The sequence below is a fragment of the Mesorhizobium sp. M0244 genome (assembly GCF_040321795.1).
In the GTDB taxonomy this organism is placed as follows: domain Bacteria; phylum Pseudomonadota; class Alphaproteobacteria; order Rhizobiales; family Rhizobiaceae; genus Mesorhizobium.
This window is the reverse complement of the sequence record NZ_JAMYSE010000001.1, coordinates 402,221-427,104: the sequence shown is the minus strand read 5'-3', so window position 1 is coordinate 427,104 and position 24,884 is coordinate 402,221. Positions and strand designations below refer to the sequence as shown.

The window sequence follows — 24,884 nt, the reverse complement described above, 5'->3', positions numbered from 1 at the left end:
TGTCAATCCTGCAGCACGCCGCCAGCACTTTCCAGCGCCTCGCGCGTGTCGACATCGACGGCTGCCCCTTCGCCGATCTCGACATCGATGACGTCGAGCCCTTCGGCCTCGACCAGATGGCGGGCACCGGTATCGCCTTCGAGGTGAGCGATCGCGGCGAACAGCGAGCGCGGCAGCAGCACCGGGTTGCCGCGCCGTCCATCATGGGAGGCGCGCACCACCGATCGCCCTTCGGATTTGCGGAACGCCTCGATCAGCCTGTCGAGGTCGGCCGAGGCGACGCCGGGCATGTCGCCGAGGACGATCATGACGCCAGCGGCGTCGCCGGCAACCTTGGCAATGCCTGCCTTCAGCGACGAAGACAGCCCCTCGGCGAAATCCGGATTGTCGGAGAAGGTCACATCGAGGCCCGCCAATGCACTGCGCACGCGCTCGCGCTGGTGGCCGGTGACGACTATGGTGCCCGCTGCTTTCGAACCGACCGCGCGTTCGGCGGTGCGGCGGACCAAGGGCTTGCCGTCGAATAGGGCCAAGAGCTTGTTCGGCCCGCCCATTCGGCTGGAGCGGCCGGCGGCCAAAAGCACGATCTCGACCTTGGGTTCGGCTTTGGCCGGCAGCGGCTCGCGCGGCTGCGGCCGCGTCGGTATTTCCATCAGCAGCCCGCCGACGCCCATGCCGGCAATATCTCTCGCGGTCACGTCGAGGCCTGCGATCAGCCGGTCGAGCACCCAGTCGAAGCCGTTCTCCTTGGGGCTGCGGGCGCAGCCCGGTGCACCGATGATGCGCTTGCCGTCTAGCGTGCCGAGCACCAGCAGATTGCCGGGATCGACCGGCATGCCGGCGCGGATGACGGTGCCGCCTGCCCTTTCGATGGCGGCGGGCACGACGTCGCCGAAATCGGCCATCGCCGAGGCGCCGAAGATCACCACCATGTCGGTATCGCGGATCAGCGAGGCGGCAGCTTCTGCCACGGGTGCGACTTCATGCGGCGTGCGGCGCTCGGTCGTCAGCCTGCCGCCCGAACGCGCCAGGCGCGCTTCGGTGACGCGCAGCGTCTTGTCGAGCACGCTCGGCTTGATACCGGGCAGCACCGTCTGGATGACGCCGACCCGCACCGGCTGATAGGCGTTGACGGCAAAGATCTCGCCGCCGGCGCAGATCCTTGCCACGGCTTCGACCAAAGCCGAGGCGACCGCAAACGGAATGATCTTCACCGTCGCAACCATCTGACCTTTTTCGACCGGCGCATGCTGCGCCAGCGTGGCGATGGTAATGGTCGGATCGACGGCATTGATGGCGTCGATCATCGCCGCGTCGACGGTGAATATGCCGGACGCCTTGGCGTGGAGGTTGACTCGCCCGGTCGCGGCGGGCTTCGCCTCCACGTTGCGATGGATCATGCTTTTTGCGATTTCTTCGGCGGCGGAGTCCTCGCTGAGATCATCGGGCGCCAACACGGCCGCGACGACTTCCGAAACACCGACCGCCTTCAACGACGACACGTCGTCGGCGCTAAGCCTGTGCGCCTTGCGGAAGCGGCGATCTCCGGCCGCAGTCGCGTGCGCCAGCACTGCCCCTTCGGCCGCATCGATCGGAATGGGGCCAAATTTCACGCGACCGCGCCCGCAGAGCGCCGCGCGTCCCTTTGGACGCGCAAAGGACGCTCTGCTCTTTTGAATCTACGCATCGTGCTTTTCCAAAATCGGTTCCGATCTTTGGGCCGATGCGGAGGCTTCCAGGCCGCGAGAGCGAAAAGCGTGAATTGCTTGCGCCAGCACCGCGACGGCGATCTCGGCGGGGCTGGCAGCCCCAATGTCGAGGCCGATCGGGGCGTGGATGCGGGCGATCTGGTCGGCTGTGGCGCCCAAGGCCAGCAGGCGTTCGACGCGTTTCGCATGGGTCTTGCGGCTGCCGAGCGCGCCGACGTAGAAGCAGCCGGCGTCGAGCGCCGCCTTCAGCGCAAAATCGTCGATCTTCGGATCGTGGGTGAGAGCAGCCAGCGCAGTATAGCTATCGAGCGGCTGGCGCTTCAGGACATCCTCCGGCCATTCGGCATGCAGCGCGATGTCGGGAAAGCGGTCGGACGTGGCAAACGCCGTGCGCGGGTCGATGATCTCTACGGGATAACCGGCGATCCTGGCCATCGGCGCCAGCGCCTGGCTGATATGGACGGCGCCGATCACCACCAGGCGAGGCTGCGGTAGATGTGCGTTGAGGAAGAAGGTCCGTCCCTCAGCTTCGACCGTACCGGAATTGCCGGCGCGGAATGTCTTGGCGATGGCTGCCCCGAGTTCGCCGGCGACCTGGTCGCCCTCGCGCACGACACGGTCGCGGCCGTCGCCGAGATCGGTAACCAGGATTGCCGCGCGGCGGGCGCGGCGTTCGGCGTTCAGTGTTTTTAAGGTGTACGGATCCATCAAGATATCTCTTTTTTGAGCATGATCTTGTCCCAAAACCGGCCGCCACTTTTCGGGATCATGCTCTAACCCAGCCGCTCGACATAGACCTTGATGCGGCCACCGCATGACAAGCCGACCTGCCAGGCGGTCTCGTCGGCGACACCGAATTCCAGCATTTTCGCCTTGCCCTTGTCGATGACATCGATCGCTTCGGTGACGACCGCGCCTTCGACGCAGCCGCCAGAGACAGAGCCGTGGAAACTGCCTTCGGCGTCGATGACCAGATGGCTGCCGACCGGCCGTGGCGCAGAACCCCAGGTTTCGACGACCGTAGCGATGGCGACATCCTTGCCGTCCTTCATCCAGCCCTCCGCGATGATCAGCGGGTCGCGGGCCTCATCGAGATAGATACTGTGTTCCATGATTTTTCTCCGTGGGAGACATGTGGTTATGCGACGCGCTTCGCACCAGCCTCGATCCACCTGCGCGGGTCGACCGAACGCACCGAATTCTTATCCAGCGACGCACAGAGATCGGCGAGCGCATCTAGATTGTGCACCGAGCGGAACTCGTCGACATGCGGCAGCATCGCCTTGACGCCGCGGGCGCGGGCCTCGAAGCCGTCGAAGCGCAGCAGCGGGTTAAGCCAGATCAGCCGCCGGCAGGATTTATGCAGCCGCTCCATCTCTTCCGACAGGCCGGCGACATCGTCGCGCTCCAGCCCATCGGTGATCAACAGCACCACCGCGCCCTGCCCCAGCACGCGGCGCGACCACAGCCGGTTGAATTCGGCCAGCGCGTCGCCGATGCGCGTGCCGCCCGACCAGTCCCTCACCGCGGCAGAACAGTCGGCGAGTGCGGCATCGGGATCGCGATGGCGCATCTGCCGCGTCAGATTGGTGAGTCTGGTGCCGAAGACGAAGGCGTGCACGCGCCGGCGCTTTTCCGTCAGCGCATGCAGGAAATGCAGGAAGATGCGCGTATACTGGCTCATCGAACCGGAAATGTCGGCAAGCACCACCAGCGGCGGATGGACTTCGCGGGGCGAGCGGAATTTCGGCAGGATCAGCTCGCCGCCGGTGCGCGCGGCCGAGCGCATCATGGCGCGCGGATCGATACGGCGGCCATGCGCATCGGCTTTGAAACGCCGCGTCCGAACCATGTCGAAGGGAAGCCGCAACTGGGCGATCGCTTTCTTGGCGTCGGCCATTTCGGCGGCGTTCATCTGGGCAAAATCCTTGCCTCTCAGCACCTCGTTGCCGGAGAAGGTGAAGCGCGCGTCGATCTCGATCTCGGGGACTTCCTGCACCGGCTGGTTCTTCTGGTGGCCCTCGAACATCGCCTGGCTGACGCGGTTCTCGGCGGCGCGCGGCTTCTGTTTCTCACGCTTGTCGGGAGCGATCGGCGAAAACATCGCCAGCATCTTTTCGATTAACTCGTGCGACTTCCAGAACAGCCGGAAGGTCTCGTCGAAGGTGGCGTGATCTTCGTGCCTCGAGACCAGCACGGCGTGCAGCGTCCAGTAGAAATCGTCGCGCGAGCCGATCCCGGCAGCGAGCACCGCCTCGATGGCATCCTTGACCGAGGCCGGTCCGACCCGCATCCCGGCCTTGCGCAAGGTGCGGGAGAAATAGACGATGTTGTCGGCGATGCGCCCGTCCGCCGTTGCCTCTTTGGGTTCCGCACGCGGCATCGCCCTACTCCGCCGCCGATAGCTCGGCCTTGACCTCGTTGAGGATGCGCCGGCCTTCGCCCTCACCGATGCGGGCAATATCGTCCTGGTATTTCAGCAGCACGCCAATCGTGTCGGAAACCGTCTCAGGGTCCAACGCCACCTTGTCGAGTTCGGTCAGCGCGCCGGCCCAATCGATGGTCTCGGCGACACCTGGTACCTTGAACAGCTCGATCTGGCGCAGCTTCTGGATGAATGAAACGATCTCGGCCGAAAGCCGGCTGTTGGCCTGCGGCACCTTTCGGCGCACGATCTCAAGCTCGCGCTCGGCATTGGGATAATCGACCCAGTGATAAAGGCAGCGCCGCTTCAGCGCGTCGTGTATCTCGCGCGTGCGGTTGGTGGTGATGATGACGATCGGCGGCTCCTCCGCCTTGATCGTGCCGAGCTCCGGCACCGTCACCTGGAAGTCGGAGAGGATTTCGAGCAGGAACGCCTCGAAGGCCTCGTCGGTGCGGTCGAGTTCGTCGATCAGGAACACCGGGGCGGCACCCGCCTTGCCGGTCAGCGCGTCGAGCACCGGGCGGCGGATCAGGTACTTTTCGGAAAAGACGTTGCGCTCCATGTCGGAGCGGTCGACCTTGCCGGCCGCCTCCTCCATGCGGATCTCGATCATCTGCGCGGCGTAGTTCCACTCGTAGACGGCAGACGAGACATCGAGGCCTTCATAGCATTGCAGGCGGATCAGCCGACGGCCGAGCGCCTTGGCCAGCACCTTGGCGATCTCGGTCTTGCCGACGCCGGCCTCGCCCTCGAGGAAAAGCGGCCGCCTCATGCGCAGCGATAGAAAAAGTACGGTCGCCAGTGACCGGTCCGCCACATAATCCGCGCCGGTCAGGAGCTCGAGCGTCTCGTCGATGGTCCGCGGCGCGGGGCGCGGTTTCAGCTCGGTCATTCGATCTCCGTGGGCGCGGCCATCAAAGCCTCTACAGAGCGTGGTAGCTGCGGTCGTGATAGATCAACGGCCGCAAATTATCGCCGATGCGCAGGCCTGTCACCTTGCCAAAAAGCACACGGTGGGTGGCCAGATCCTTGGTGTCGATCAGTTCGCAGTCGAAGACCGCCAGCGCGCCCTTCAGCGTCGGCGCGCCGGTCGAGATGACGTCCCATTCGGCCAACGCGAAACGCTCCTTGACTGGCAGGCCGGTAATGCCGGAAAAGCCAATCGACAGCGGCTCCTGATCCGAAGCCAGCGTGTTGAGGGCAAATTTGCCGTTCTTCACAAACGGCTCGTTCTTGGGATTTTCTCGATTGAGGCAGACCAGGATGGTCGGCGGCGCGTCCGACACAGAGCAGGCCGCAATCACGGTCGCACCGCGCCTGCCGGCGGGGCCATCGGTGGTGACCACATGCACGTGGCCGGCAAAATGGGCCATCGCATCGCGATAGGCCTGCGGCCCTATGTCGTTCTTCTTCAGCACCGATGATTTTCCATAAGCCAGAACCAGCCGTTATATATGACGGCATATTGCATGCCACAAGCGAAGTGCTTGACCTATATCCCGAATTCGCGTGTTGCGCCGAAGCTGGCCAGCCTTTAGGTCTTGACGGCATTGGCGCCGGCAAACACGCGACCGGCGCGGAGGAATTCTTCGCTCGCATGCGACCTTGGACAACGACAATAGTGGTGCTGGCCTGGTTCCTCCTCGCCGGCAATGCGAGTGCTGGGACGCTGCGGGTCGGCGTCGCGGGACCTTTGTCGGGGCCGTCGGCGATCCTCGGCAAACAGATCGAAGCAGGCGCGAGAATGGCGGCTGAAGTCCGCGGTACCGAGATCAGGACGATCGATGACGCCTGCACCGCCGCCGGCGGCGCTGCCGCCGCGAGGGAATTCGCCGCGGCCAAGGTCAATGTCGTCGTCGGTTTTCTATGCACGGACGCAATCGAGGCTGCACTGCCGATCCTCAAGGATGCCGACATCCCGGTGATCACCGTCGGCGTGCGCACGGAAAGCCTGACCGACCGGCGCGCCAAGACGGGATGGCCGATCTATCGTCTCGGGCTGCGCGGCGACGACGAGCGCAATGCCGTCGCCGCCATCCTCACCCGCCTATGGCAGAACGAGCTGTTCGCCATCGTCGACGATGGCACGATCTATGGCCGCGAAATGGCCGAGACGTTTCGGGCAGCGGCCGAGCAGGCGGCGCTGAAACCGGTGTTCGTCGACACCTTCCGGCCGCAGCTCGACAACCAGATCGGTCTGATCGGCCGGCTGAAGAAAGCCGGCGCGACGCGCGTCTTTGCCGGCGGCGACGGCGACGACGTCGCGATCATGGGCCGGGACGCCGGCCAGCTCGACGCCGGCATGGTGTTTGCCGGCGGCGAAGCGTTGCGCGCGCCGCTCGGCGACGTGCCCTATGCTGTTGGCACGCTGATGATCGCGCCGCCCGAATGGGCCGACGTCGCCGACCCCAAGGTGCTGCAAAGCTTTGCGGCACAAAACATCGTGCCGGAAGGCTACACGCTGCCCGCCTATGCCGCGGTCGAGATCGCCAAGGCGGCTTCGGCACTGGCGCAAAGCTCCGGCGAGAAGCTCACCAACGCGCTCACCGGGCATGATTTCACCACCGCGATCGGACCGATCCGTTTTGACGAAAAAGGCGACCTGACGCAAAATCCTTATCGCGCCTTCCGCTTCGATGGCGCCCGTTTCGTGCCGGCGGAGAGCCAATGATGTTCCGTACCGGTCCGCGCAATCTCATCACCGACGTCGCCGGCCTGCTGGTCGGCAATGCCGCCAATGCCAAGCTGAAATCCGGTGTGACTACCGTCATCTGCGATGAGCCGACCGTGGCCGGCGTGCAGATCCTGGGCGGTGCGCCAGGCACCCGCGAAACCGACCTGCTCGAGCCGCACAATTCGATCCAGGCCATCCATGCCGTGGTGCTTTCGGGCGGTTCGGCCTTTGGCCTCGACGCCGCCTCTGGCGTGCAGGCGGCATTGCGCGAAAGAGGCATTGGCGTGGAGGTGGGCGGCTTTCGCGTGCCGATCGTGCCGGCGGCAATCCTGTTCGACCTGCGCAATGGCGGCGATAAGGATTGGGGCCGGTATCCACCCTACCGTGACCTCGGCTACCAAGCCGCCCAAGCCGCCGCGATCGACTTTGCCCTCGGCAGCGCCGGCGCGGGTACCGGCGCGTTGAGCTCCGGCCTGAAGGGCGGGCTCGGCTCGGCATCGACGGTACTGGACAGCGGCGTCACCATCGGCGCGCTTGCCGCGGTCAACCCGACCGGCTCGGTGACGGTCGCCCGGACCCGCCATTTCTGGGCGGCACCGTTCGAGATCGGCGACGAGTTCGGCGGGTTAGGCTATCCCCACCCGATGCCTGACGATGCCAGAAATATCCTGCTGAAATTCCGCGACAAACATATCGGAGAGCGGACGGAAGTCGGCGGCAACACCACTATCGCCGTGATCGCCACCGATGCCGTCCTTACCAAGGCCGCCGCCAAACGCCTGGCGATATCAGCGCATGACGGCTTCGTGCGCGCCATTTGGCCGACGCACACGCCCGCCGACGGCGATCTGGTCTTCGCGCTGGCAACGGGCAAGAGCGGCATTGAGCTCGCGCCCAACGATGCCATCGATCTCTACGCCGCGGCCGGCGCCACCATGGCGCGCGCCATCAGCCGCGGCGTCTTTGCCGCGACGCCTGCCGAGGGCGATCTGTTCCCGGTCTGGTCGTCGCGCTGAACGCGCCGACGCTATGGTCGGGCGACCGCGATCAGGTGAGGTCGGATTTTTCTTCCTCGAACGTGACCGCAACATCCGAGTTTGCCGACAGCCGCACCTTCTGACCCTCGACCTCGGCAACGAGGCTGAGAGGAATGAAGTGGTGATGGCCTTTGTGAACGCCCTCGCCGCTGTCGCGCTTGGTCAGCTTGATTCTTTGTCCATCCACCTTGTCGACGGTGCCGACATGGACGCCGTCGGCGCCGATCACTTCCATATGTTCGCGAATCTTGGCTGCATCGGTCATGGGGGTCTCCATTGTCATGGGGGTCTCCATTAGAGCGCCGCGCGTCCCTTTGGACGCGCAAAGGACGCTCTAAACACTTTAAATCAGCGCATCGTACTTTCGGAAAATCGATTCCGATTTTCGGGCCGATGCGGTGAAGCTGCCGACAATAACAAACGGCGGCCGGATTGGATGCATCGACTTTGTGTTTCAGGCAGCACGATCTTTTGACGGCATCGTGATAGGGAATTTAACGACGTCGACTGCCTGAACGGAAAGCCCCATGCGAAATCTTGCCCTGTTTGCCGTCTGCCTGCTTGCCCAGCTTGCAACTTTGGTCGCCGCCCACGCAGGCGATGTCGCCGAGCTTGAGATCCTCGGCTTCAGCCGTGACGGCGGGGTCTTCGCCTTCGAAGAATATGGCGTCCAGGACGGATCGGGATTCCCGTATGCCAACCGCTACTACATCGACACCGCCGACGACAGTTTTCTGAAGGGCTCGCCGATCCGGATTCGGCACGAAGACGAGAATGCCACGCCGGAGGCAGCGCGGCTGCAGGCCCGGCAAAGGGGCGAAGCGATCGTCAGCCAGGCGGAACTCACGGCAAATCGCGGCATCACCGCCGGCTTCAACCCGGTGACCGAGCTTTCTGCCGATCCCTTCCGCATGGTAGTCAACCCGCGCCCGATCTTTTCGCCCGTCGACGATCCGCTCGAGTTCCGGCTCGACCAGATCGGCATGAACGACACCGAACGTTGCCAGAGCCAGGGCGAGATCAACGGCTTTCGCCTGCTGCGCATCGAGGCAAAGGACGGCGGCCAGACAAAGATTATCCACGAGGACAAATCCGTACCGCAAAGCCGCGGTTGTCCGAATGGCTACCGGATCGGCGCGGTTCAGACATTTTCGCTGGATAGCCTCAGCACCTATGCCGTGCTGATCGCGGTGCGCCAATACGACTTCGAAGGGCCGGACTATCGCTGGATCGCTGTGACCGGCCGCCTGTGACGCCTCCCGCCATGCGCTACCGCGCCCTGCATCGTCTCCGCCGCGCTCTGCCGCCGCTGTGCACCGCATTTGTCGGTGCCTTGCTGTGGGCCATGGCGATGGGCGTCAGCGCACTGCTCAATCTAATGCAGTACGATTGGGAGACCCCGGTAAAGATCCGCTACGTCTCATTGATTTATGCTGCCGGCGGTGCGCTGGCCTTCCCGGTTGGGCTTTTCCTGGCGCGGCTGGTCTCGCTCGGACGCCACTGGGAGATCGCCCTCGCCGCCGCCTTCGTCTGCCTTCTCGCCGCGACTAGCGCCTTCACCGGCGGCCTTTTTGGGCTGCAATACCGCTCCTACTATGTCCAATGGCATGCGCCCGCGCTCACCATCACCTGGGCTTTGCAGTTCGTGTTCACGATGTTGACGGCGCTCTACCAGTTCGTCGTCCTCGGCATCCGGTTGTATTTTCCGCTCGGTTTCATTGCGCTCGCAGTCGCCAGCGTCTGGTTTGCGCGGCAGCAGCGTTGAGCATTTTGCCTGCCTCTGTTAGGACGCGGGTAAACGCTCTCGCAAGTCAGGACCGACTGATGATCCCTCGCTACTCCCGGCCGGAAATGGTGGCCATCTGGTCGCCCGAAACCCGGTTCCGCATCTGGTTCGAAATCGAGGCCTATGCTTGCGACGCACTGGCCGAACTCGGCGTCATTCCGAAGGAGGCCGCCAAGACCATCTGGGAAAAAGGCGGGGCGGCGAAGTTCGACGTCGAAGCGATCGACGAGATCGAGCGCGTCACCAAGCACGACGTCATCGCCTTCCTCACCCATCTTGCCGAATTCGTCGGACCGGATGCCCGTTTCATCCATCAGGGCATGACATCCTCCGACGTTCTCGACACCTGCTTTGCCGTGCAGCTCACCCGGGCCAGCGACATCCTCCTGGCCGACATTGACGGGCTGCTTGCGGCGCTCAAGCGCCGCGCCTTCGAGCACAAGGATACTATCACCATCGGCCGCAGCCACGGTATTCATGCCGAGCCGACCACCTTCGGGGTCAAGCTGGCGCAGGCCTATGCCGAATTCTCGCGCTGCCGCGAGCGGCTGGTGCACGCGCGTGAGGATATAGCGACTTGCGCCATCTCGGGTGCGGTCGGCACCTTCGCCAATATCGATCCCTATGTCGAAGAATACGTGGCCAGGAAACTCGCGCTGAGGCCGGAGCCGGTGTCGACGCAGGTGATCCCGCGCGACCGCCATGCGATGTTCTTCGCCACGCTCGGCGTCATCGCTTCGTCGATCGAGCGGCTGGCGATCGAGGTGCGCCATCTGCAGCGCACCGAGGTGCTGGAGGCGGAAGAGTATTTTTCGCCCGGCCAGAAGGGCTCGTCGGCGATGCCGCACAAGCGCAACCCGGTGCTGACCGAGAACCTCACCGGCCTCGCCCGCATGGTGCGCTCCTTCGCATTGCCGGCAATGGAGAATGTGGCGCTGTGGCACGAGCGCGACATCTCACATTCGTCGGTCGAGCGCATGATCGGGCCAGACGCGACGGTGACGCTCGATTTCGCGCTGTCGCGACTGACCAGCGTCGTCGACAAATTGCTGGTCTACCCCGACAACATGCTGAAGAACATGAACAAGTTCCGCGGCCTGGTGCATTCGCAACGCGTGCTGCTGGCGCTAACGCAAGCCGGTGTTTCACGCGAGGACGCCTACCGGCTGGTACAGCGAAACGCCATGAAGGTGTGGGAGCAAGGCGCTGATTTCCTTGAGGAACTGCTGGCCGACAAGGACGTTGCCGCAGCCCTGCCCGAGGCCGAGATCCGCGAGAAATTCGACCTCGGCTATCATACCAAGCATGTCGACACGATCTTCAGCCGAGTGTTCGGAGAAGCCTGATGATTTCGGCGGCCGGAGATTTCGATTTCCTTGCCCTGCCCGGGCGCGGCAATTCCGGGCCGGATCACTGGATGTCGCATTGGTGCCGGGTGTTCCCCAATTCAAGCCGCGTGCTGCAGGCCGAGTGGGACCGGCCGAAGCCTGAAGACTGGATCGGCCAGGTGGATGCCGCGGTGGCTGCAGCACCACGCCGCGTCGTGCTGCTTGCGCACTCGCTGGCCGTGGCGACGGCAGTGAAGTGGGCTGCCGACGCCAGCCAAAGCCAACTCAATAAGGTTGCGGCGGCATTCCTGGTTGCCGCGACCAATGTCGAGGATAGCGATCCGTCATTCGACCTGGTGCGCCCGTTCGCGCCGATGCCGCTGAAGCGCCTGCCCTTCCCGACTTTGGTGGTGGCGAGCCGCAGCGACCCACGCGTCACTTTCGACAAGGCGACCGCCTTCGCCGCAGCCTGGGGCGCGGAACTCGCCGATGCCGGCGATCTCGGCCATATGGGAAACGAGACCCGCCTCGGCGTGTGGCCGGCGGGCCTGCTCATGCTCGGACGCTTGCTCGAGAACGCGAACCTCTAGCCAGAGGTTACGCCTTGCCGGGAACCGTCCTGATCACCGTGCCCCACGGATCCTCGCGGGTCGTCGCATCAGTTACATTGTCCGAACGCATCTCGACCCAGGCCAGGCCGGAGCGGGCAGGATCGCGGCGGCCGGCGCCCGGGCTCTGCCAGGCGTTGGCGCCGATATGATGATGATAGCCGCCGGACGACAGGAATACCGCTGCGCCACCGTATTTTGCCACCGTGTCGAAACCAAACTCCTGGTGCCACCAGGCCTCGGCTTCTTCCGGCCTTCCGACCCGCAAATGGACGTGGCCGATGATGCTGTTTTCCGGCGCGCCCTGCCAGCCGGCATCGCCCGCCGGCACGTCGGCAACGACTGACGGGATATTCAGCCGCTCCGTCGCCATCGCGATCTTGTCGCCGTTCCATTTCCAGTCTTGAGGACGGCGGTCGGCATAGATCTCGATGCCGTTGCCTTCCGGGTCGGTCAGATACAGCGCCTCGCTGACAAGATGATCGGAAGCGCCCTCGATGCCGATCTTGCTGGCGATGGCGTGATTGATCCAGCGGCCGAGATCGGCCCGGCTGGGCAGCAGGAAGGCAGTGTGGAAAAGACCGGCGCTGCGCGGGTCATCGGGTTTGGCCGCGGGATCCGATTCGATGTCGAGCAAAGGGCGGCTGGCTGCGCCGAGCGTGATCGTGCCGCCGGCGCGGCTCAGTTCCTGCAAACCGACGACTTTGCGATAGTAAGCAGCGAGATTTTCTGCATCGCGCGCCCGCAAGCCGACGCGGGCAACGCTGACCGGAGTCGTCGCGGCAAAAGGCAGTTCGCTCATCAAAGTGCTCCGTTCAGGCGGCGTTCGACAAGCTTCCAACAGAGGAATCCGGCGCCACCAATCATTCTACGCCGTGTCCGTGCCAAAATCCCGGTCATGCGCGGCGGTTTCTTTCCTGCCGACAGATCGTAGATCGCGATCGTTCACACAAGAGCGCAAGAAGCGAACATGGTGTTCACTATTATGAGCAAAGCCGAGCCCGTCAGAAGCCGTTTGCATATCGCCGGTTGGGCTCATACCCGGTTGCACCCGACAGCGCCGCTCGCTACATGCGCGCCATGAAAGTCAAGGAAGCAGATATTCTCATCGTGCCGGGCTACACCAATTCCGGCCCCGATCATTGGCAGAGCCGCTGGCAGTCGAAACTGTCGACGGCGCGCCGCGTCGAACAGGCGGAATGGTCGAAACCGGTGCGGGAGGACTGGACGGCAGGTGTCGCCAAGGCGGTCAACGAGGCTGAGCGGCCGGTCGTCATCGTCGCTCACTCGCTCGGCGTCGCCGCGGTCATCCAGGCGTTGCCTCGGTTCGAGCGGCCGGTCGCCGGCGCTTTTTTCGTGGCGCCGCCCGATGTCGCCAATCCCAAGATAAAGCCGAGGCACCTGATGACCTTCGGCCCCTATCCGCGCGACCCACTGCCGTTTCCCTCGGTGGTGATCGCCAGCCGCAACGACCCGTTCTGCGCCTTTGGCATCGCCGAGGACATTGCCGCAGCCTGGGGCTCGCGGTTCATCGACGCCGGCGATGCCGGCCATCTCAACGCGGATTCCGGTTTTGGCCCCTGGCCCGAAGGCACCATGACGTTCGCGAAATTCCTGACGGATCTCTAGGAACCGATCGAATCTCTGACGCTCGTCAGCAGGGTCTTTGCCCCGAGCGAAATCAGCGAATGCTCGGAGCCCATCGCCAGCAGCCGGTAGCCCATCGACACCACGCGGCCGGCGATTGCGGGTTCCATCACATAGATCGCTGCATGCTTGCCGGCTTTGCGTGTCCGCTCGGCCACTGACGCAACGGTCTCCATCATGCTCTCCAGCGTCGAACTGACGGTGGTGCCCTTCGACCAGGCGATCGAGAAATCCGACGGGCCGAGGAAGATGCCGTCAATGCCCGGCGTATCGAGGATGCCGTCGAGTGCATCAAGCGCGGCGCGCGTTTCGACCATGGCGAACGCCATGGTGCGCTGGTTGCTGTCGCGCAGCCAGTCGGCATAGTCGCCCTTGCCGTGGCGCGGAAAGGCATAGGTCGGGCCCCAGGAGCGCTCGCCGAGCGGCGGGTATTTCATGGCGGCGGCAAACAACTTTGCGTCCGCCGCTGAATTCACCATCGGCGCAATCACCGCCTCGGCGCCGAAGTCGAGCGCGCGGCTGGCCATGTCGAAGCGGCCGACCGGAATGCGCACCAAAGCCGGCTTGTTGGCGGCCAGCACCGGCATAAGCCCGCGCAGCACGCTGTCCTCGTGGTGGCCTCCGTGCTGCATGTCGAGCGTAACCGCGTCGAACCCTTGCCTGGCCAGTATCTCGACCGTCAGGGCATCCGGCACGCCGGACCATGCGCTGAACAGCGTTTCGTCGGCCGCAAGGCGTGACTTCAGGGACATCGGCGGCTTCCTCTTTGGTTACAGCAATTCAGCCGGAAACGGCTGCAAAGGCAAAGAAAAACCGCCCGGTTAGGCCGGGCGGTCGATTGGTCCAGCATTCGATCGGTATCGGTGGAAGGATCAGGTGTTCTTGATCTGCTCGATCGCCTGCGCCATCAATTCATCCATGGTGCGGCGGATCTGATGGTCAGACTGGTCGATGCCGGCTGCATCGAAATCCTTGCGTATCTTACGGAAAACGTCGTGATCGCCGGCTTCCTCGATGTCGCTGACGACCACTTCCCTGGCATAGGCGTCGGCATCGGCGCCGGACTTGCCGAGCTTTTCGGCAGCCCACAGGCCGAGCGCTCTATTGCGGCGTGCCGCAGCCTTGAACCGAAGTTCCTCGTCGAATGCGAATTTGCGCTCAAAGCCCTCTTCGCGGTCTTTCATGCTGCTCATGGCATCCTCCGGTGAAATCCGATTCGTTGGGTCAATATGTGTTGCCGGAGCACAAACCAAAAGGCCGTCGGCCGGTCAATATACTACATTGCTTGCTGCGCTGCGGCATTTCGGTCCCGAAAGCGGTTGATTGAAAGGATTGCCGATTGAGCAATCAGTGCGATTGGGATAGACACCGGCATTGAACCCCACCGTCGCCATCTTATTTTAGGCAGACGGACAGGAACTGGTCGCTTGCCGCCTGCCCGCAAATCCAGAGAAAAATCAGATGAAAAATCGCCGCCGCATTTATGAAGGCAAGGCCAAGATCCTCTATGAGGGACCGGAGCCTGGCACGCTGATCCAGTTCTTCAAGGACGACGCCACCGCCTTCAACAAGAAGAAACACGAAATCGTCGATGGCAAAGGCGTGCTCAACAACCGCATTTCCGAGCACATCTTCAACCATCTCAACCGGATGGGCATTCCGACCCACTTCATCCGCCGGCTCAACATGCGCGAGCAGCTGATCAAGGAAGTCGAGATCATCCCCCTCGAAGTGGTGGTGCGCAACGTCGCCGCCGGCTCGCTGGCCAAGCGCCTCGGCATCGAGGAAGGCACCGTGCTGCCGCGCTCGATCATCGAATTCTATTACAAGGCCGATGCGCTCGACGATCCGATGGTCTCGGAAGAGCACATCACCGCCTTCGGCTGGGCGAGCCCGCAGGAGATCGATGACGTCATGGCGCTGGCCATCCGCGTCAACGACTTCCTTTCCGGCCTGTTCATGGGTGTCGGCATCCAGCTCGTCGATTTCAAGATCGAATGCGGCCGCCTGTTCGAAGGCGACATGATGCGCATCGTCGTTGCCGACGAGATCTCGCCGGATTCCTGCCGGCTGTGGGACGTGGCGACACAGGATAAGCTCGACAAGGATCGTTTCCGCCGTGACATGGGTGGGCTGGTCGAAGCCTATCAGGAAGTTGCCCGCCGCCTCGGCATCATGAACGAGAACGAGCCGCCGCGCCCGGCCGGACCGGTGCTCGTCGCATCGACCGACGGCGTCAAAGGCAAGCCACATTGATGGCTTGCCAGCTCAACAGGTGAACAGGAGCATGTCCAGCGTGATCAAGGCCCGCATTACCGTAACCCTCAAGAACGGCGTGCTCGACCCACAAGGCAAGGCAATCGAGCATGCGCTGTCCGGAATGGGTTTCGGCGGCGTCGGCCAGGTACGGCAAGGCAAGGTTTTTGATATCGAGCTTGCCGAGGGCGACAAGGCCAAGGCCGAGGCGGATCTGAAAGCCATGTGCGACAAGCTTCTGGCGAATACGGTGATTGAGAATTACGCGGTGGAGATCGCCTGAGGTGAAATCAGCCGTCGTCCTTCTCCCCGGCCTCAATCGCGACCGCGACATGATCGCGGCGCTGACCAACATTTCCGGCACGCCGCCGGTCACCGTCTGGCAGACCGACACCGAAATCCCCGATGTCGACCTGATCACCATTCCCGGCGGCTTTTCGTTCGGCGATTATCTCCGCTGCGGCGCCATTGCCGCGCGCATGCCGGTGATGCGGGCTGTAGCCGAAAAGGCTGCCAAGGGCGTCACGGTCATTGGCGTCTGCAACGGCTTCCAGATACTGGTCGAGGCCGGCCTGCTGCCGGGCGCATTGATGCGAAACACCTCGCTGAAATTCGTCTGTCGCCAGGTGAAGCTGCAGATCGCCAACGCCAACACGATGTTCACCCGCCGCTACCAGCCGGGCCAGATCATCCGCGCGCCGGTGGCGCATCATGACGGCAATTATTTTGCCGATGCCGAAACGCTGGCCCGCCTCGAAGGCGAAGGCCAGGTGGTGTTCCGTTATGCCGAAGGCACCAATCCCAACGGCTCGATCAACGACATTGCCGGCATCGTCAACGGGCGGGGCAACGTGCTCGGCCTGATGCCGCATCCCGAAAACCTGATCGAAGCGGCACATGGCGGCAGCGACGGCCGGGCGCTGTTCGAAAGCGCGCTGGGCATCGCCGCTTGATGCCTTCCATTTTCCTCCTGGAGCGACGGTCATGAAACTCTATTCGCGGCCGTTGTCGCCCTATTCGTCGATCGTGCGGGCGCTGGCCTACATCAAGAACGTGCCGCTCAAGATCATTGCGCCGCCACCCGGATTTCCAGTCCCCGAGGCATTTCGTGCCATCTCGCCGCTCAACCGGATTCCGGTGCTGATCACCGGCTCGGGCGAAACGATCGTCGAATCGGTGGTCATTGCCGAATATCTGGAGGAGCGATTTCCGGAGCCGGCGCTGCTGCCCGAGGATTCGAAGGACCGGGCGCTGGTGCGCATGTTCGCCCGCATCACCGACCTCGACGTGCTCGCCCCGACGATGAAGCTGTTCGAGCTCTATTTCGTGCCGCAGCGCAACGAGGCGGAGATCAAGGCGCAGTTCGACCGGCTGCATCACGGGCTTGCGGCAATCGAGGCGCGCATGGCGCACGGCCCCTTCGCGCTCGGAGACGACATCTCATTCGCCGATGCCTGGCTGACGCCGACCCGCTTCATCTTCAACAATTTCCGGGCCACGATCGGCCGCCCCGACCTGCTCGACACCTATCCGAAATTCGATGCCTATGAGCAAATCGCCTTGCAGCATCCGGCGCTGTCGCGCGTCTGGGGTGAGATGACAGACGGTCTGAAGATCTTTTTGTCGGAACTCGAGATGGGCGCCGCTTGAGCATGAGCCCGAGGATCGCCCGCCTCGCTCTCGCCACTGCCGCCGGGCTTGTACTCGCCTCCTGTCAGTCGAGCCCGAAGAGCACGCCGGCGCCGGCGGGCAAGAGCGCGTCGCTGCTTGCCATGGAACAGGTGGCAATCGCCGCCCACAAATGCTGGATCGCCAGCAAGGACCCTGCCTTCAAATCTTATCAGATGGCCAACGAGCTGAATTCGTTCAGCGGTACGCCGCGCTTCCTCTTGGTACCGGCCAAACATTATGGCGGAAAGCCGTTGCTGGTCGTGCAGGCGCAAGGCAATTCGAGCCGCGTCGACGTGTTCGGCCCGCTGATGGCGGAACCGCTCGGTGCGCGCATAAGCTCGGACATCGCCCGCTGGCAGGCGGGCAATCCGGCCTGCGGTGCGGCGGCGTAGCGCCATGGCCCGCTTGCTGCAGATCGCCGGTCTGGTCATTGGCCTTGCCGGACTCGTCCTGCAGCTTTTCATCACGGTCCCGGCCTCGATGGAAGCCGGCCGCAGTTTTGTCGGTTCGCTCGTCTTTTATTTCAGCTTTTTCACCATCCTGACCAATATCGGCGCCGTGCTCGTCCATGCCTCGTTGCTGTCATCGACGGGCTATGCCTGGTTTCCAGCGTTTGCCGGGCCTCGGATGCGGGCGGCCGTAGCGGCCGCCATAACGCTGGTCTTCATCGTTTATGCGACGGTCTTGGCGCAACTTTGGCAGCCGCAAGGGTTGTTCCTGCTCTGCGACGTTCTCCTCCACTATGTGACGCCGGTGCTGTTCGTGCTGTGGTGGCTTGTGGCGGGCGCCGACGGCTCGACGCGGTGGCGCGACATCTCCTGGTGGATGATCTATCCGGTCGCCTATCTGGCCTACGCATTGCTGCGGGCGCCGATTGCCGGCGAAGTGCCTTACCCGTTCCTCGATGTCAAGAATGGAGCGGTCAGCGTCGCCGTCTCGGCTGTGGCCATCACGGGGCTTTTTCTCGTGCTGTGTATTGTGGCGGTGCTTGTTGACCACGGCGTCGCGCGGATCAGGGCGGCGCGCGTCCATCCGCGATGATGCTCTCCCGCCGCGGCAGCCTTTAGCGTCTTGGCACGGTTCGCGCGGCGCCTGCACGGATCGCCGCAGCAGCTTCGCCAGCGATCCGTGACATGAACTTGCGCGTGAATTGGCCGAGCGGCTTGGCATCTTCGAGCGCCCAGCTCGTCGCGAGATCATCGGTGTTGAATTTTCGACGATAACCCAGGCTGGGGTAAAGAGGGTGGCGCGGCGGGCCTCGGTCTCAGGAATCTCGACACATAGTGCGCGCCAGGTCGTGGCGGCTGGCTCGTGATTGGAAAGAGCAGGGCCTGCTTGCGGCCATTCTTGCCGGCAACGATCAGCATAACGCAAGTCGGCCGCGCCTTGCGTCCGCTTTCCTCGCCCCGGTCATATTCCCTTGCCCACAAATAGGAATAGAGAATGATCTGTCCGTGGCCGGGTTCAGTCATCCCGGACATCGTCTCGCGCGACTGCGTCGAGGCCGGTTAGAAGCTTGTCGCGTTCCTCGGCCGACAGATCCTCGACCCGGTGTGCCCGTTGCGCGCTGCGACTGGTGATGCGGTCGAACTGCTCTGCCGTCAGGAGAACAAACTTGCGCTTGCCGCGCTTGGTGATGTCAACAGGACCGCGGAACGCGGCCTCAACAACCTCGCCGGATTTGTTGCCGAGATCTGTGAGGGTGAAACTTGCCACGGTCATCTCCTTCGTCGTCCCGAAAATAAGGGAATTAGCTGTTTTCAGCAATACCCCTATTCACTGGAGACGTCGCGAGCGAATGCTGTGAGGGCACGAAGGAGGATGGTATCTCAGTGATGAAGAAGATCGCTTTGGTGTCCGATGTCGATATTGACGCTCTCGTCTACCCCGCCGATATGACACGCGACGTTCGAGACGGAGCATCCGGCGGCTCTCTCAGTCCCAGAACGGCCTCAGCCCCTCACGATGGGCATCGCAACGCGAGATACCGATGTCCTTGAGCTGGTCGTCACTCATCTCGAGCAGGACCAGCCGGCTGCGCCGGCGATCCATTAGCCCGTCGATCCACCTCGCGAAGGATCTGAGCGTACGCACCAGCCGGCTGACATAGGTTGGCCTGCCTGACGGGCGCGCCACCTGCACCTGCAATTCAGCCCCAGCGGAGCGGATTGTCTCTATTGTAGCCATTTTCTTTCTGCCAAGATTGCAATTGTGCCCTTTTGTACAGCCCGCTTCATATGTATTGACTCTCATTTCGGTGCAATATAAAAAATTGTCACCATGACAACTTGGCTTCCAGACCTTACCGCCGGCACTGGCCCGCTCTATCAGCGGCTTGCCGATTCCATCGAGACGGACATCGACCGCGGCCTGATCGGTGCAGGAGCAAAGCTGCCGCCGCAGCGCGATCTGGCATACGACATCGGCACGACCGTCGGCACGGTTGGCAGGGCCTATCAATTGCTGCGCGAGCGGGGATTGGTCAGCGGCGAGGTCGGCCGCGGAACCTATGTTCTCGCTCAGCAGTCGGAGAGCGCAAAGCCGGATTTCCTGGGGCCGGTCGAACAAGGCACGCGCTATATGGATGCGCCCGGCGACAAGCTGCGCTTCGATAGCACCGCCGCACCGGATGTCGGCCAGGGTGCCATCGTCGCCGATGTATTGACACGCACGGCGCAAGACCATCCGCATGAGATTTCAAGCTACACGCGTGATTTCCCGGACCGCTGGTTCGAAGCCGGCAGGCGCTGGCTGGCGCGCAATTCGTTTCGCCCGGCCGCGGACGCCATCGTTCCGACGCTCGGCACCCACGCCGCGGTGATGGCAACCATTGCGGGGCTCACCTCCCCCGGCGACTATGTCGTCTTCGAGCACCTCACCTATTCGCAGATTTCCCGCAGCGCCGGCCTGATCGGTCGCCGGACCGCACTGGTGGTGGCGGACGACGAGGGCATCGATCCCCAGGATTTCGAGCGCGTCTGTGCGCAAAAGCACCCGAAGATGATGTTTTTGATGCCAACGGCCAAGAACCCGACGCTGACAACGCTGTCGGCACCGCGCCGCGAGGCAATCGCGCGTGTCGCCCGTCACTATAATGTCGTCCTGATCGAGGACGATCTCTATGGCGGACTGACTGACGACCCGACGCCCTTATTGGCCGAATATGCTCCCGAACGGACCATCGTTGCCGGCGGCCTGTCGAAATCGGTCGCGGCGGGTGTTCGCGGCGGTTGGCTCGCTTGCCCGCCGGCCTATCGTCACCGCATCCGGGTTGCCCACAAGATGATGACGGGCGGCTTGCCCTTTCTGCTGGCAGAGGTGGGCAGCCGGCTGGTGCTGTCCGGTCAGGCCGCCGAGATGCGCAAGCGCAGCATTGCCGAGATCCACGCGCGCATCGCGATCGTGCGCGAGACACTCGACGGCTTCGACTTCAAGGCGCTGGATAATGTGCCCTTCGTCTGGCTCACTTTGCCCGACCCATGGCTTTCCGGCACTTTCAAACAGGCCTGCCTCGAACATGGCGTGCTTATCGATGACGAGGACGAGTTCAAGGCGGGGCGTTCCGACCAGGCCTTTCACGGCGTGCGCTTTGGCATCTCGCAACCGCGGCAGCGGGAAGATATTGCGCAGGGCGTCGCGGTGATCCGGCGGCTTCTGGACGAAGGCCGCGCCGGCTACGACAGCTTTTCCTGAACCGGCTTGAAACCGGCGAGTCGAGTGGCGATCTTTCGCTACTGGCGGTCAGCTGTTGCTTTCCGTCGTTTTAGTTATCCGACGGGGTGTATCGGCCGCAAAGCTTGCGATAAGACGGGACTCGATCCCAGGGACATAAATTGCCGACCATGACCATTTCCAATTCCGTGCCGATCACTCCGGAACTCATTGCCGCGCACGGGCTGAAGCCCGACGAGTACCAGCGCATCCTCGACCTGGTCGGGCGCGAACCGAGCTTTACCGAACTCGGTATTTTTTCCGCGATGTGGAACGAGCATTGTTCCTATAAATCCTCAAAGAAGTGGCTGCGCACGCTGCCGACCACCGGGCCGCAAGTCATCCAGGGCCCGGGCGAGAATGCCGGCGTGGTCGACATCGGCGACGGCGACTGCGTCGTCTTCAAGATGGAGAGCCATAACCACCCCTCCTATATCGAGCCATATCAGGGAGCGGCGACCGGCGTCGGCGGCATCCTGCGCGATGTCTTCACCATGGGCGCGCGGCCGATCGCGGCGATGAACGCGCTGCGCTTCGGGGCGCCGGACCATCCCAAAACCAGGCACCTCGTTGCCGGAGTGGTTTCCGGCGTTGGCGGCTATGGCAATTCCTTCGGCGTGCCGACGGTCGGCGGCGAGGTCAACTTCGAGGCCCGCTACAATGGCAACATTCTAGTCAACGCCTTTGCCGCTGGGCTCGCCAAGACCGATGCGATCTTCCTGTCGGAAGCCAAGGGCGTCGGCCTGCCGGTCGTCTATCTCGGCGCCAAGACCGGCCGCGACGGCGTCGGCGGCGCCACCATGGCCTCGGCCGAATTCGACGACAAGATCGACGAGAAGCGGCCGACGGTCCAGGTTGGCGATCCCTTCACCGAAAAATGCCTGCTCGAAGCCTGCCTCGAACTGATGGCGTCCGGCGCCGTCATCGCCATCCAGGACATGGGTGCCGCTGGCCTCACTTGCTCGGCGGTCGAAATGGGCGCCAAAGGCGACCTCGGCATCGAGCTCGATCTCGACAAGGTGCCGGTGCGCGAAGAGCGCATGAGCGCCTATGAGATGATGCTGTCGGAGAGCCAGGAGCGCATGCTGATGGTGCTGCGCCCCGAGAAGGAAAAACAGGCCGAGGCCATCTTCCACAAATGGGGCCTCGACTTTGCCATCGTCGGCAAGACCACCGACGATCTGCGCTTTCGCGTCCTGCACCAGGGCGACGAAGTCGCCAATCTGCCGATCAAGGATCTCGGCGACCAGGCGCCGGAATATGACCGTCCCTGGGTCGAGCCGAAGAAGCCGGCGCCACTGGCTGGCAATGCACCGCAAGCCGACGTGGCCGAGGCACTGCTCAAGCTGCTGGGCGGACCGGACCTCTCCTCGCGCCGCTGGGTATGGGAGCAGTACGACACGTTGATCCAGGGCAATTCGTTGCAGCTTCCCGGCGGCGATGCCGGCGTCGTGCGCGTCGACGGTCATCCCACCAAGGCGCTCGCCTTCTCCTCCGACGTGACGCCGCGTTATTGCGAGGCCGACCCTTACGAGGGCGGTAAGCAGGCGGTCGCCGAATGCTGGCGCAATCTTACCGCCACCGGCGCACTACCGCTCGCCGCCACCGACAATCTCAATTTCGGCAATCCGGAACGGCCCGAGATCATGGGCCAATTGGTCGGCGCTGTGAAAGGCATCGGCGACGCTTGCAGGGCGCTCGGCTTCCCGATCGTCTCGGGCAACGTCTCGCTCTACAATGAGACCAACGGACAAGGCATCCTGCCGACACCGACCATCGGCGGCGTCGGGCTGATTGCCGACTGGTCGAAAATGGTCCGGATCGGCTTTGCCGCCGAAGGCCAGATGATCGTGCTGGTCGGCGCGCCGACCATGTGGGGAACGCATCTTGGCCAATCGGTCTATATGCGCGACATCCATGGCCGCGCCGAGGGCCCGCCGCCGCCGGTCGATCTCGATCACGAGAAGTGCGTCGGCGACCATGTGCGGGCGCTGATCGCCTCCGGTGTCGTTACCGCGGCGCATGACGTTTCCGATGGTGGCATCGCGGTGGCGCTTGCCGAGATGGCGATGGCCTCCGGCATCGGCGCGACCATTCCCGGCCTGATCGGTGCAGATCCGATCCCGGTCTTGTTCGGCGAGGATCAGGGCCGCTATCTGCTGACGCTGTCGATCGACCCGCAGAGCGAGGCGTGGGACGCCATTCGCCAACAGCAAAGCAAGCTCGGCATCTTCGCACCATGGATCGGCTCGACCGGCGGCAGCGAATTGAAACTCGGCGAGGCGCGTGCAATACCGGTCAGCGAATTGACCGCCGCCCACGAATCCTGGTTCCCTCGCTTCATGGCAAACGAGGTCGTGGACCCATAAAGATGATCGAAATGGCGCCGGATCTAGCTTGCATTCGGATGTGGTCTCTCTGCCATTTCGAGCCTATTTATGAGATCACGGGCTAGACAAGGAAACACTGCATGGCAATGGACGCGCATGACATCGAACGGCTGATCAAGGAAGGCATTCCGGACGCCAAGGTGACGATTCGCGACCTGGCCGGCGACGGCGACCATTATGCAGCCGAGGTGGTGGCGGAAAGCTTTCGCGGCAAAAGCCGCGTCCAGCAGCACCAGATGGTCTATGACGCGCTGAAGGGCAATATGGGCGGCGTACTGCACGCGCTGGCCCTGCAGACCAGCGTGCCTGAGTGAACAGTTTCCAAGTTACTTGGTCGCGAGCTTCTTGCCGGTGACGGCAATGATCGGCCCCGCCAGATAGCTTCCACCGACGATCATTCTCTCGCCGTTCGACAGCGCCGAAACCACCCCGTCGAAGAAAAGCGCGTTGCGGCAGTCGAGCGCATCTCGAAACAGCCGTGCGAAGCTGCCGAGGCTGACTTCAGAGCGTGAGATCGCCAGCACGACAGTGTTATCGTCACGCACGCCGACGCCATTGCGGATATAACGCGACGTGCCGTTCTGCTCGAAGCGAGGATGAAGCCGGCCGTCGATCACCAGCATCGGGCCGGATTGCGTGGCGAACATCACGTCCGGCCTGGCAGCGGCATAGGCGCTTGTCTCCATGATCGCCGTCTTGCCGTCCTTCCGAACCAGGAACACGCCGTTCGGTTTCAGGAAGAAATTGCCTTCGCTGTCGGCGAGGTTGAGCGGCGCCTTCTCCTGGCCGTATTCGACGAGAAGGCCGACTGGGGTCAGGTCTTGGTGATACATGCCGGCGTTCATGGCGAGCAACACCGGCCGGCCCTGATCGGCCATCGCCTTGTCGAATTTTTCCAGCGAGCCGAAAGCCTTGCCGTCCGCGCCGGATTGGAACACACCGATGTCATAGCTGCGCAGATCGATCTCGCAGACGACGTAGGCGACCGCCTCGAAGCTCGCGTCGCGGCACGGCGCCGGCAATTCACCGCCGACGATGAGGGGTGGCTGTCTCGACGACTTGGCCCACCAAATCAAGGCCAACGCGGCGAGCAGAACGGCGAGGAGGAACCCGGCGAGATATCGTCCTTTCATCACGCCTCGGGAAAGATGGTGGCCTACGGCTTGGCCCAAGATCAGACGTTCCTTTGCGCCATTTGCATGGCACGGCGGCAAACATCTTGTTTCGCGCAACCCATGGGTTTATTTGAAGGGTAGTGTTCGAGCCTGACTCCCACAGGCATGAAAGGGTATTCCATGAGCGGCATCAACGACTACATCGACAATGAAGTGAAGGGCAACGACGTCGTTCTCTTCATGAAGGGCACGCCCGGTTTTCCGCAATGCGGATTTTCCGGTCAGGTCGTGCAGATCCTCGACTATATCGGCGCCGACTATAAGGGTGTCGACGTGCTGACGTCGGCCGAGCTACGGCAAGGCATCAAGGACTATTCCAACTGGCCGACCATCCCGCAGCTCTACGTCAAGGGCGAATTCGTCGGCGGCTGCGACATCATCCGCGAGATGTTCCAGGCGGGCGAATTGCAGACCTTCCTCGTCGAAAAGGGCGTCGGCGTCAAAGGCGCCGCCTGACTTCTGCGTAT

The 24,884-nt window shown here is 63.1% G+C and carries 30 protein-coding genes; 17 read left to right on the top strand and 13 right to left on the bottom strand.

Features of this window, described 5'->3' with window-relative positions; translation table 11 throughout:
* Window positions 1-2: 2 nt before the first annotated feature.
* The 6 genes from NKJ08_RS02185 to NKJ08_RS02160 all read right to left on the bottom strand — a co-directional run bounded on the left by NKJ08_RS02185 (window position 3) and on the right by NKJ08_RS02160 (window position 5,552).
* Window positions 3-1,613 (bottom strand): NTP transferase domain-containing protein, encoded by a 1,611-nt coding sequence (locus NKJ08_RS02185; RefSeq protein ID WP_352526605.1) that lies wholly within the window; start codon window positions 1,611-1,613, stop codon window positions 3-5.
* A gap of 66 nt (window positions 1,614-1,679) precedes the next feature.
* A complete protein-coding gene (locus NKJ08_RS02180) occupies window positions 1,680-2,417 on the bottom strand; it encodes an XdhC family protein (RefSeq protein ID WP_352526607.1) in 738 nt (245 codons plus the stop codon).
* Between the two features lie 65 nt (window positions 2,418-2,482).
* Window positions 2,483-2,821: an XdhC family protein gene (locus tag NKJ08_RS02175; protein ID WP_352526608.1), complete on the bottom strand. Its 339-nt coding sequence runs from the start codon at window positions 2,819-2,821 to the stop codon at window positions 2,483-2,485.
* Between the two features lie 26 nt (window positions 2,822-2,847).
* Window positions 2,848-4,092, bottom strand: a complete 1,245-nt coding sequence (locus NKJ08_RS02170) for a vWA domain-containing protein (RefSeq protein ID WP_352526610.1) — start codon at window positions 4,090-4,092, stop codon at window positions 2,848-2,850.
* A 4-nt stretch (window positions 4,093-4,096) separates the two neighbouring features.
* Window positions 4,097-5,026 carry an AAA family ATPase gene (locus NKJ08_RS02165; protein ID WP_352526612.1) on the bottom strand — a complete coding sequence of 310 codons (930 nt, stop codon included), beginning with the start codon at window positions 5,024-5,026 and terminating at the stop codon, window positions 4,097-4,099.
* Window positions 5,027-5,057: 31 nt separating this feature from the next.
* Complete coding sequence (locus NKJ08_RS02160; protein WP_352526614.1) at window positions 5,058-5,552, bottom strand: flavin reductase; 495 nt, start codon at window positions 5,550-5,552, stop codon at window positions 5,058-5,060.
* A gap of 179 nt (window positions 5,553-5,731) precedes the next feature.
* Between NKJ08_RS02160 and NKJ08_RS02155 the strand changes: the two genes are divergently transcribed.
* Both NKJ08_RS02155 and NKJ08_RS02150 read left to right on the top strand, forming a co-directional pair.
* Complete coding sequence (locus NKJ08_RS02155; protein ID WP_352777567.1) at window positions 5,732-6,805, top strand: branched-chain amino acid ABC transporter substrate-binding protein; 1,074 nt, start codon at window positions 5,732-5,734, stop codon at window positions 6,803-6,805.
* Complete coding sequence (locus NKJ08_RS02150) at window positions 6,805-7,824, top strand: P1 family peptidase (protein ID WP_352526666.1); 1,020 nt, start codon at window positions 6,805-6,807, stop codon at window positions 7,822-7,824. Before NKJ08_RS02155 ends, NKJ08_RS02150 begins: the two co-directional genes overlap by 1 nt.
* Before the next feature lie 31 nt (window positions 7,825-7,855).
* Here NKJ08_RS02150 and NKJ08_RS02145 read toward each other — a convergent pair whose 3' ends face one another.
* Window positions 7,856-8,110 carry a DUF2171 domain-containing protein gene (locus NKJ08_RS02145; RefSeq protein ID WP_352526617.1) on the bottom strand — a complete coding sequence of 85 codons (255 nt, stop codon included), beginning with the start codon at window positions 8,108-8,110 and terminating at the stop codon, window positions 7,856-7,858.
* A gap of 262 nt (window positions 8,111-8,372) precedes the next feature.
* On the opposite strand from NKJ08_RS02145, the gene NKJ08_RS02140 reads away from it, so the two are divergent.
* Genes NKJ08_RS02140 through NKJ08_RS02125 form a run of 4 tightly spaced genes read left to right on the top strand, consistent with a single transcriptional unit; the run spans window position 8,373 to window position 11,549 of the window.
* Complete coding sequence (locus NKJ08_RS02140) at window positions 8,373-9,098, top strand: DUF2259 domain-containing protein (RefSeq protein ID WP_352526619.1); 726 nt, start codon at window positions 8,373-8,375, stop codon at window positions 9,096-9,098.
* Window positions 9,099-9,109: 11 nt separating this feature from the next.
* On the top strand, window positions 9,110-9,610 hold the full coding sequence (locus NKJ08_RS02135) for a hypothetical protein (protein WP_352526621.1): 501 nt from the start codon (window positions 9,110-9,112) through the stop codon (window positions 9,608-9,610).
* A gap of 59 nt (window positions 9,611-9,669) precedes the next feature.
* Window positions 9,670-10,977 (top strand): adenylosuccinate lyase, encoded by a 1,308-nt coding sequence (gene purB / locus NKJ08_RS02130; RefSeq protein WP_352526622.1) that lies wholly within the window; start codon window positions 9,670-9,672, stop codon window positions 10,975-10,977.
* Window positions 10,977-11,549 (top strand): RBBP9/YdeN family alpha/beta hydrolase, encoded by a 573-nt coding sequence (locus tag NKJ08_RS02125; RefSeq protein WP_352526624.1) that lies wholly within the window; start codon window positions 10,977-10,979, stop codon window positions 11,547-11,549. The genes purB and NKJ08_RS02125 overlap by 1 nt, the downstream gene beginning before the upstream one ends.
* Before the next feature lie 7 nt (window positions 11,550-11,556).
* Here NKJ08_RS02125 and NKJ08_RS02120 read toward each other — a convergent pair whose 3' ends face one another.
* A complete protein-coding gene (locus NKJ08_RS02120) occupies window positions 11,557-12,369 on the bottom strand; it encodes a VOC family protein (RefSeq protein WP_352526626.1) in 813 nt (270 codons plus the stop codon).
* A gap of 278 nt (window positions 12,370-12,647) precedes the next feature.
* Between NKJ08_RS02120 and NKJ08_RS02115 the strand changes: the two genes are divergently transcribed.
* The gene (locus NKJ08_RS02115) at window positions 12,648-13,196 is read left to right on the top strand and encodes an RBBP9/YdeN family alpha/beta hydrolase (protein ID WP_352526667.1); all 549 of its coding nucleotides are present in this window, start codon (window positions 12,648-12,650) and stop codon (window positions 13,194-13,196) included.
* On the opposite strand, the gene NKJ08_RS02110 is transcribed toward NKJ08_RS02115, so the two are convergent.
* Both NKJ08_RS02110 and NKJ08_RS02105 read right to left on the bottom strand, forming a co-directional pair.
* On the bottom strand, window positions 13,193-13,966 hold the full coding sequence (locus tag NKJ08_RS02110; protein ID WP_352526628.1) for an HpcH/HpaI aldolase family protein: 774 nt from the start codon (window positions 13,964-13,966) through the stop codon (window positions 13,193-13,195). The genes NKJ08_RS02115 and NKJ08_RS02110 overlap by 4 nt on opposite strands.
* A gap of 120 nt (window positions 13,967-14,086) precedes the next feature.
* Window positions 14,087-14,407, bottom strand: a complete 321-nt coding sequence (locus NKJ08_RS02105) for a DUF1476 domain-containing protein (protein WP_023674726.1) — start codon at window positions 14,405-14,407, stop codon at window positions 14,087-14,089.
* A gap of 268 nt (window positions 14,408-14,675) precedes the next feature.
* Here NKJ08_RS02105 and purC point away from each other — a divergent pair, with 268 nt between their 5' ends.
* From purC to NKJ08_RS02075, 6 genes are read left to right on the top strand one after another with little or no spacing between them, the layout of a single operon-like run.
* Window positions 14,676-15,470: a phosphoribosylaminoimidazolesuccinocarboxamide synthase gene (gene purC / locus NKJ08_RS02100; protein ID WP_023674725.1), complete on the top strand. Its 795-nt coding sequence runs from the start codon at window positions 14,676-14,678 to the stop codon at window positions 15,468-15,470.
* Window positions 15,471-15,510: 40 nt separating this feature from the next.
* On the top strand, window positions 15,511-15,753 hold the full coding sequence (gene purS, locus NKJ08_RS02095; RefSeq protein ID WP_352526668.1) for a phosphoribosylformylglycinamidine synthase subunit PurS: 243 nt from the start codon (window positions 15,511-15,513) through the stop codon (window positions 15,751-15,753).
* 1 nt (window position 15,754) lies between these two features.
* Entirely contained in the window at window positions 15,755-16,423 is a 669-nt protein-coding gene (purQ, locus tag NKJ08_RS02090; protein ID WP_352526630.1) for a phosphoribosylformylglycinamidine synthase subunit PurQ, read from the top strand.
* Between the two features lie 31 nt (window positions 16,424-16,454).
* Window positions 16,455-17,120, top strand: coding sequence for a glutathione S-transferase family protein (locus NKJ08_RS02085; protein WP_352755248.1), 666 nt, complete (start codon window positions 16,455-16,457; stop codon window positions 17,118-17,120).
* Between the two features lie 2 nt (window positions 17,121-17,122).
* The gene (locus NKJ08_RS02080; protein ID WP_352526633.1) at window positions 17,123-17,533 is read left to right on the top strand and encodes a hypothetical protein; all 411 of its coding nucleotides are present in this window, start codon (window positions 17,123-17,125) and stop codon (window positions 17,531-17,533) included.
* Window positions 17,534-17,537: 4 nt separating this feature from the next.
* On the top strand, window positions 17,538-18,182 hold the full coding sequence (locus NKJ08_RS02075) for a Pr6Pr family membrane protein (RefSeq protein WP_352526634.1): 645 nt from the start codon (window positions 17,538-17,540) through the stop codon (window positions 18,180-18,182).
* Window positions 18,183-18,605: 423 nt separating this feature from the next.
* Here the strand turns inward: NKJ08_RS02075 and NKJ08_RS02070 are convergent, their stop codons facing one another.
* Window positions 18,606-18,908 carry a type II toxin-antitoxin system prevent-host-death family antitoxin gene (locus tag NKJ08_RS02070; protein WP_352526636.1) on the bottom strand — a complete coding sequence of 101 codons (303 nt, stop codon included), beginning with the start codon at window positions 18,906-18,908 and terminating at the stop codon, window positions 18,606-18,608.
* 168 nt (window positions 18,909-19,076) lie between these two features.
* On the bottom strand, window positions 19,077-19,328 hold the full coding sequence (locus tag NKJ08_RS02065; protein ID WP_352526637.1) for a DUF1127 domain-containing protein: 252 nt from the start codon (window positions 19,326-19,328) through the stop codon (window positions 19,077-19,079).
* Between the two features lie 93 nt (window positions 19,329-19,421).
* Here NKJ08_RS02065 and NKJ08_RS02060 point away from each other — a divergent pair, with 93 nt between their 5' ends.
* From NKJ08_RS02060 to NKJ08_RS02050, 3 genes are all read left to right on the top strand, one after another.
* The gene (locus NKJ08_RS02060) at window positions 19,422-20,834 is read left to right on the top strand and encodes an aminotransferase-like domain-containing protein (protein ID WP_352526638.1); all 1,413 of its coding nucleotides are present in this window, start codon (window positions 19,422-19,424) and stop codon (window positions 20,832-20,834) included.
* Between the two features lie 149 nt (window positions 20,835-20,983).
* On the top strand, window positions 20,984-23,221 hold the full coding sequence (gene purL, locus NKJ08_RS02055; protein ID WP_352526669.1) for a phosphoribosylformylglycinamidine synthase subunit PurL: 2,238 nt from the start codon (window positions 20,984-20,986) through the stop codon (window positions 23,219-23,221).
* Between the two features lie 101 nt (window positions 23,222-23,322).
* A complete protein-coding gene (locus tag NKJ08_RS02050; protein WP_023798252.1) occupies window positions 23,323-23,556 on the top strand; it encodes a BolA/IbaG family iron-sulfur metabolism protein in 234 nt (77 codons plus the stop codon).
* Window positions 23,557-23,568: 12 nt separating this feature from the next.
* Here the strand turns inward: NKJ08_RS02050 and NKJ08_RS02045 are convergent, their stop codons facing one another.
* A complete protein-coding gene (locus tag NKJ08_RS02045; RefSeq protein WP_352781123.1) occupies window positions 23,569-24,375 on the bottom strand; it encodes a phosphodiester glycosidase family protein in 807 nt (268 codons plus the stop codon).
* Window positions 24,376-24,537: 162 nt separating this feature from the next.
* Here NKJ08_RS02045 and grxD point away from each other — a divergent pair, with 162 nt between their 5' ends.
* Window positions 24,538-24,873: a Grx4 family monothiol glutaredoxin gene (gene grxD / locus NKJ08_RS02040; protein ID WP_352526641.1), complete on the top strand. Its 336-nt coding sequence runs from the start codon at window positions 24,538-24,540 to the stop codon at window positions 24,871-24,873.
* Window positions 24,874-24,884: the final 11 nt, after the last annotated feature.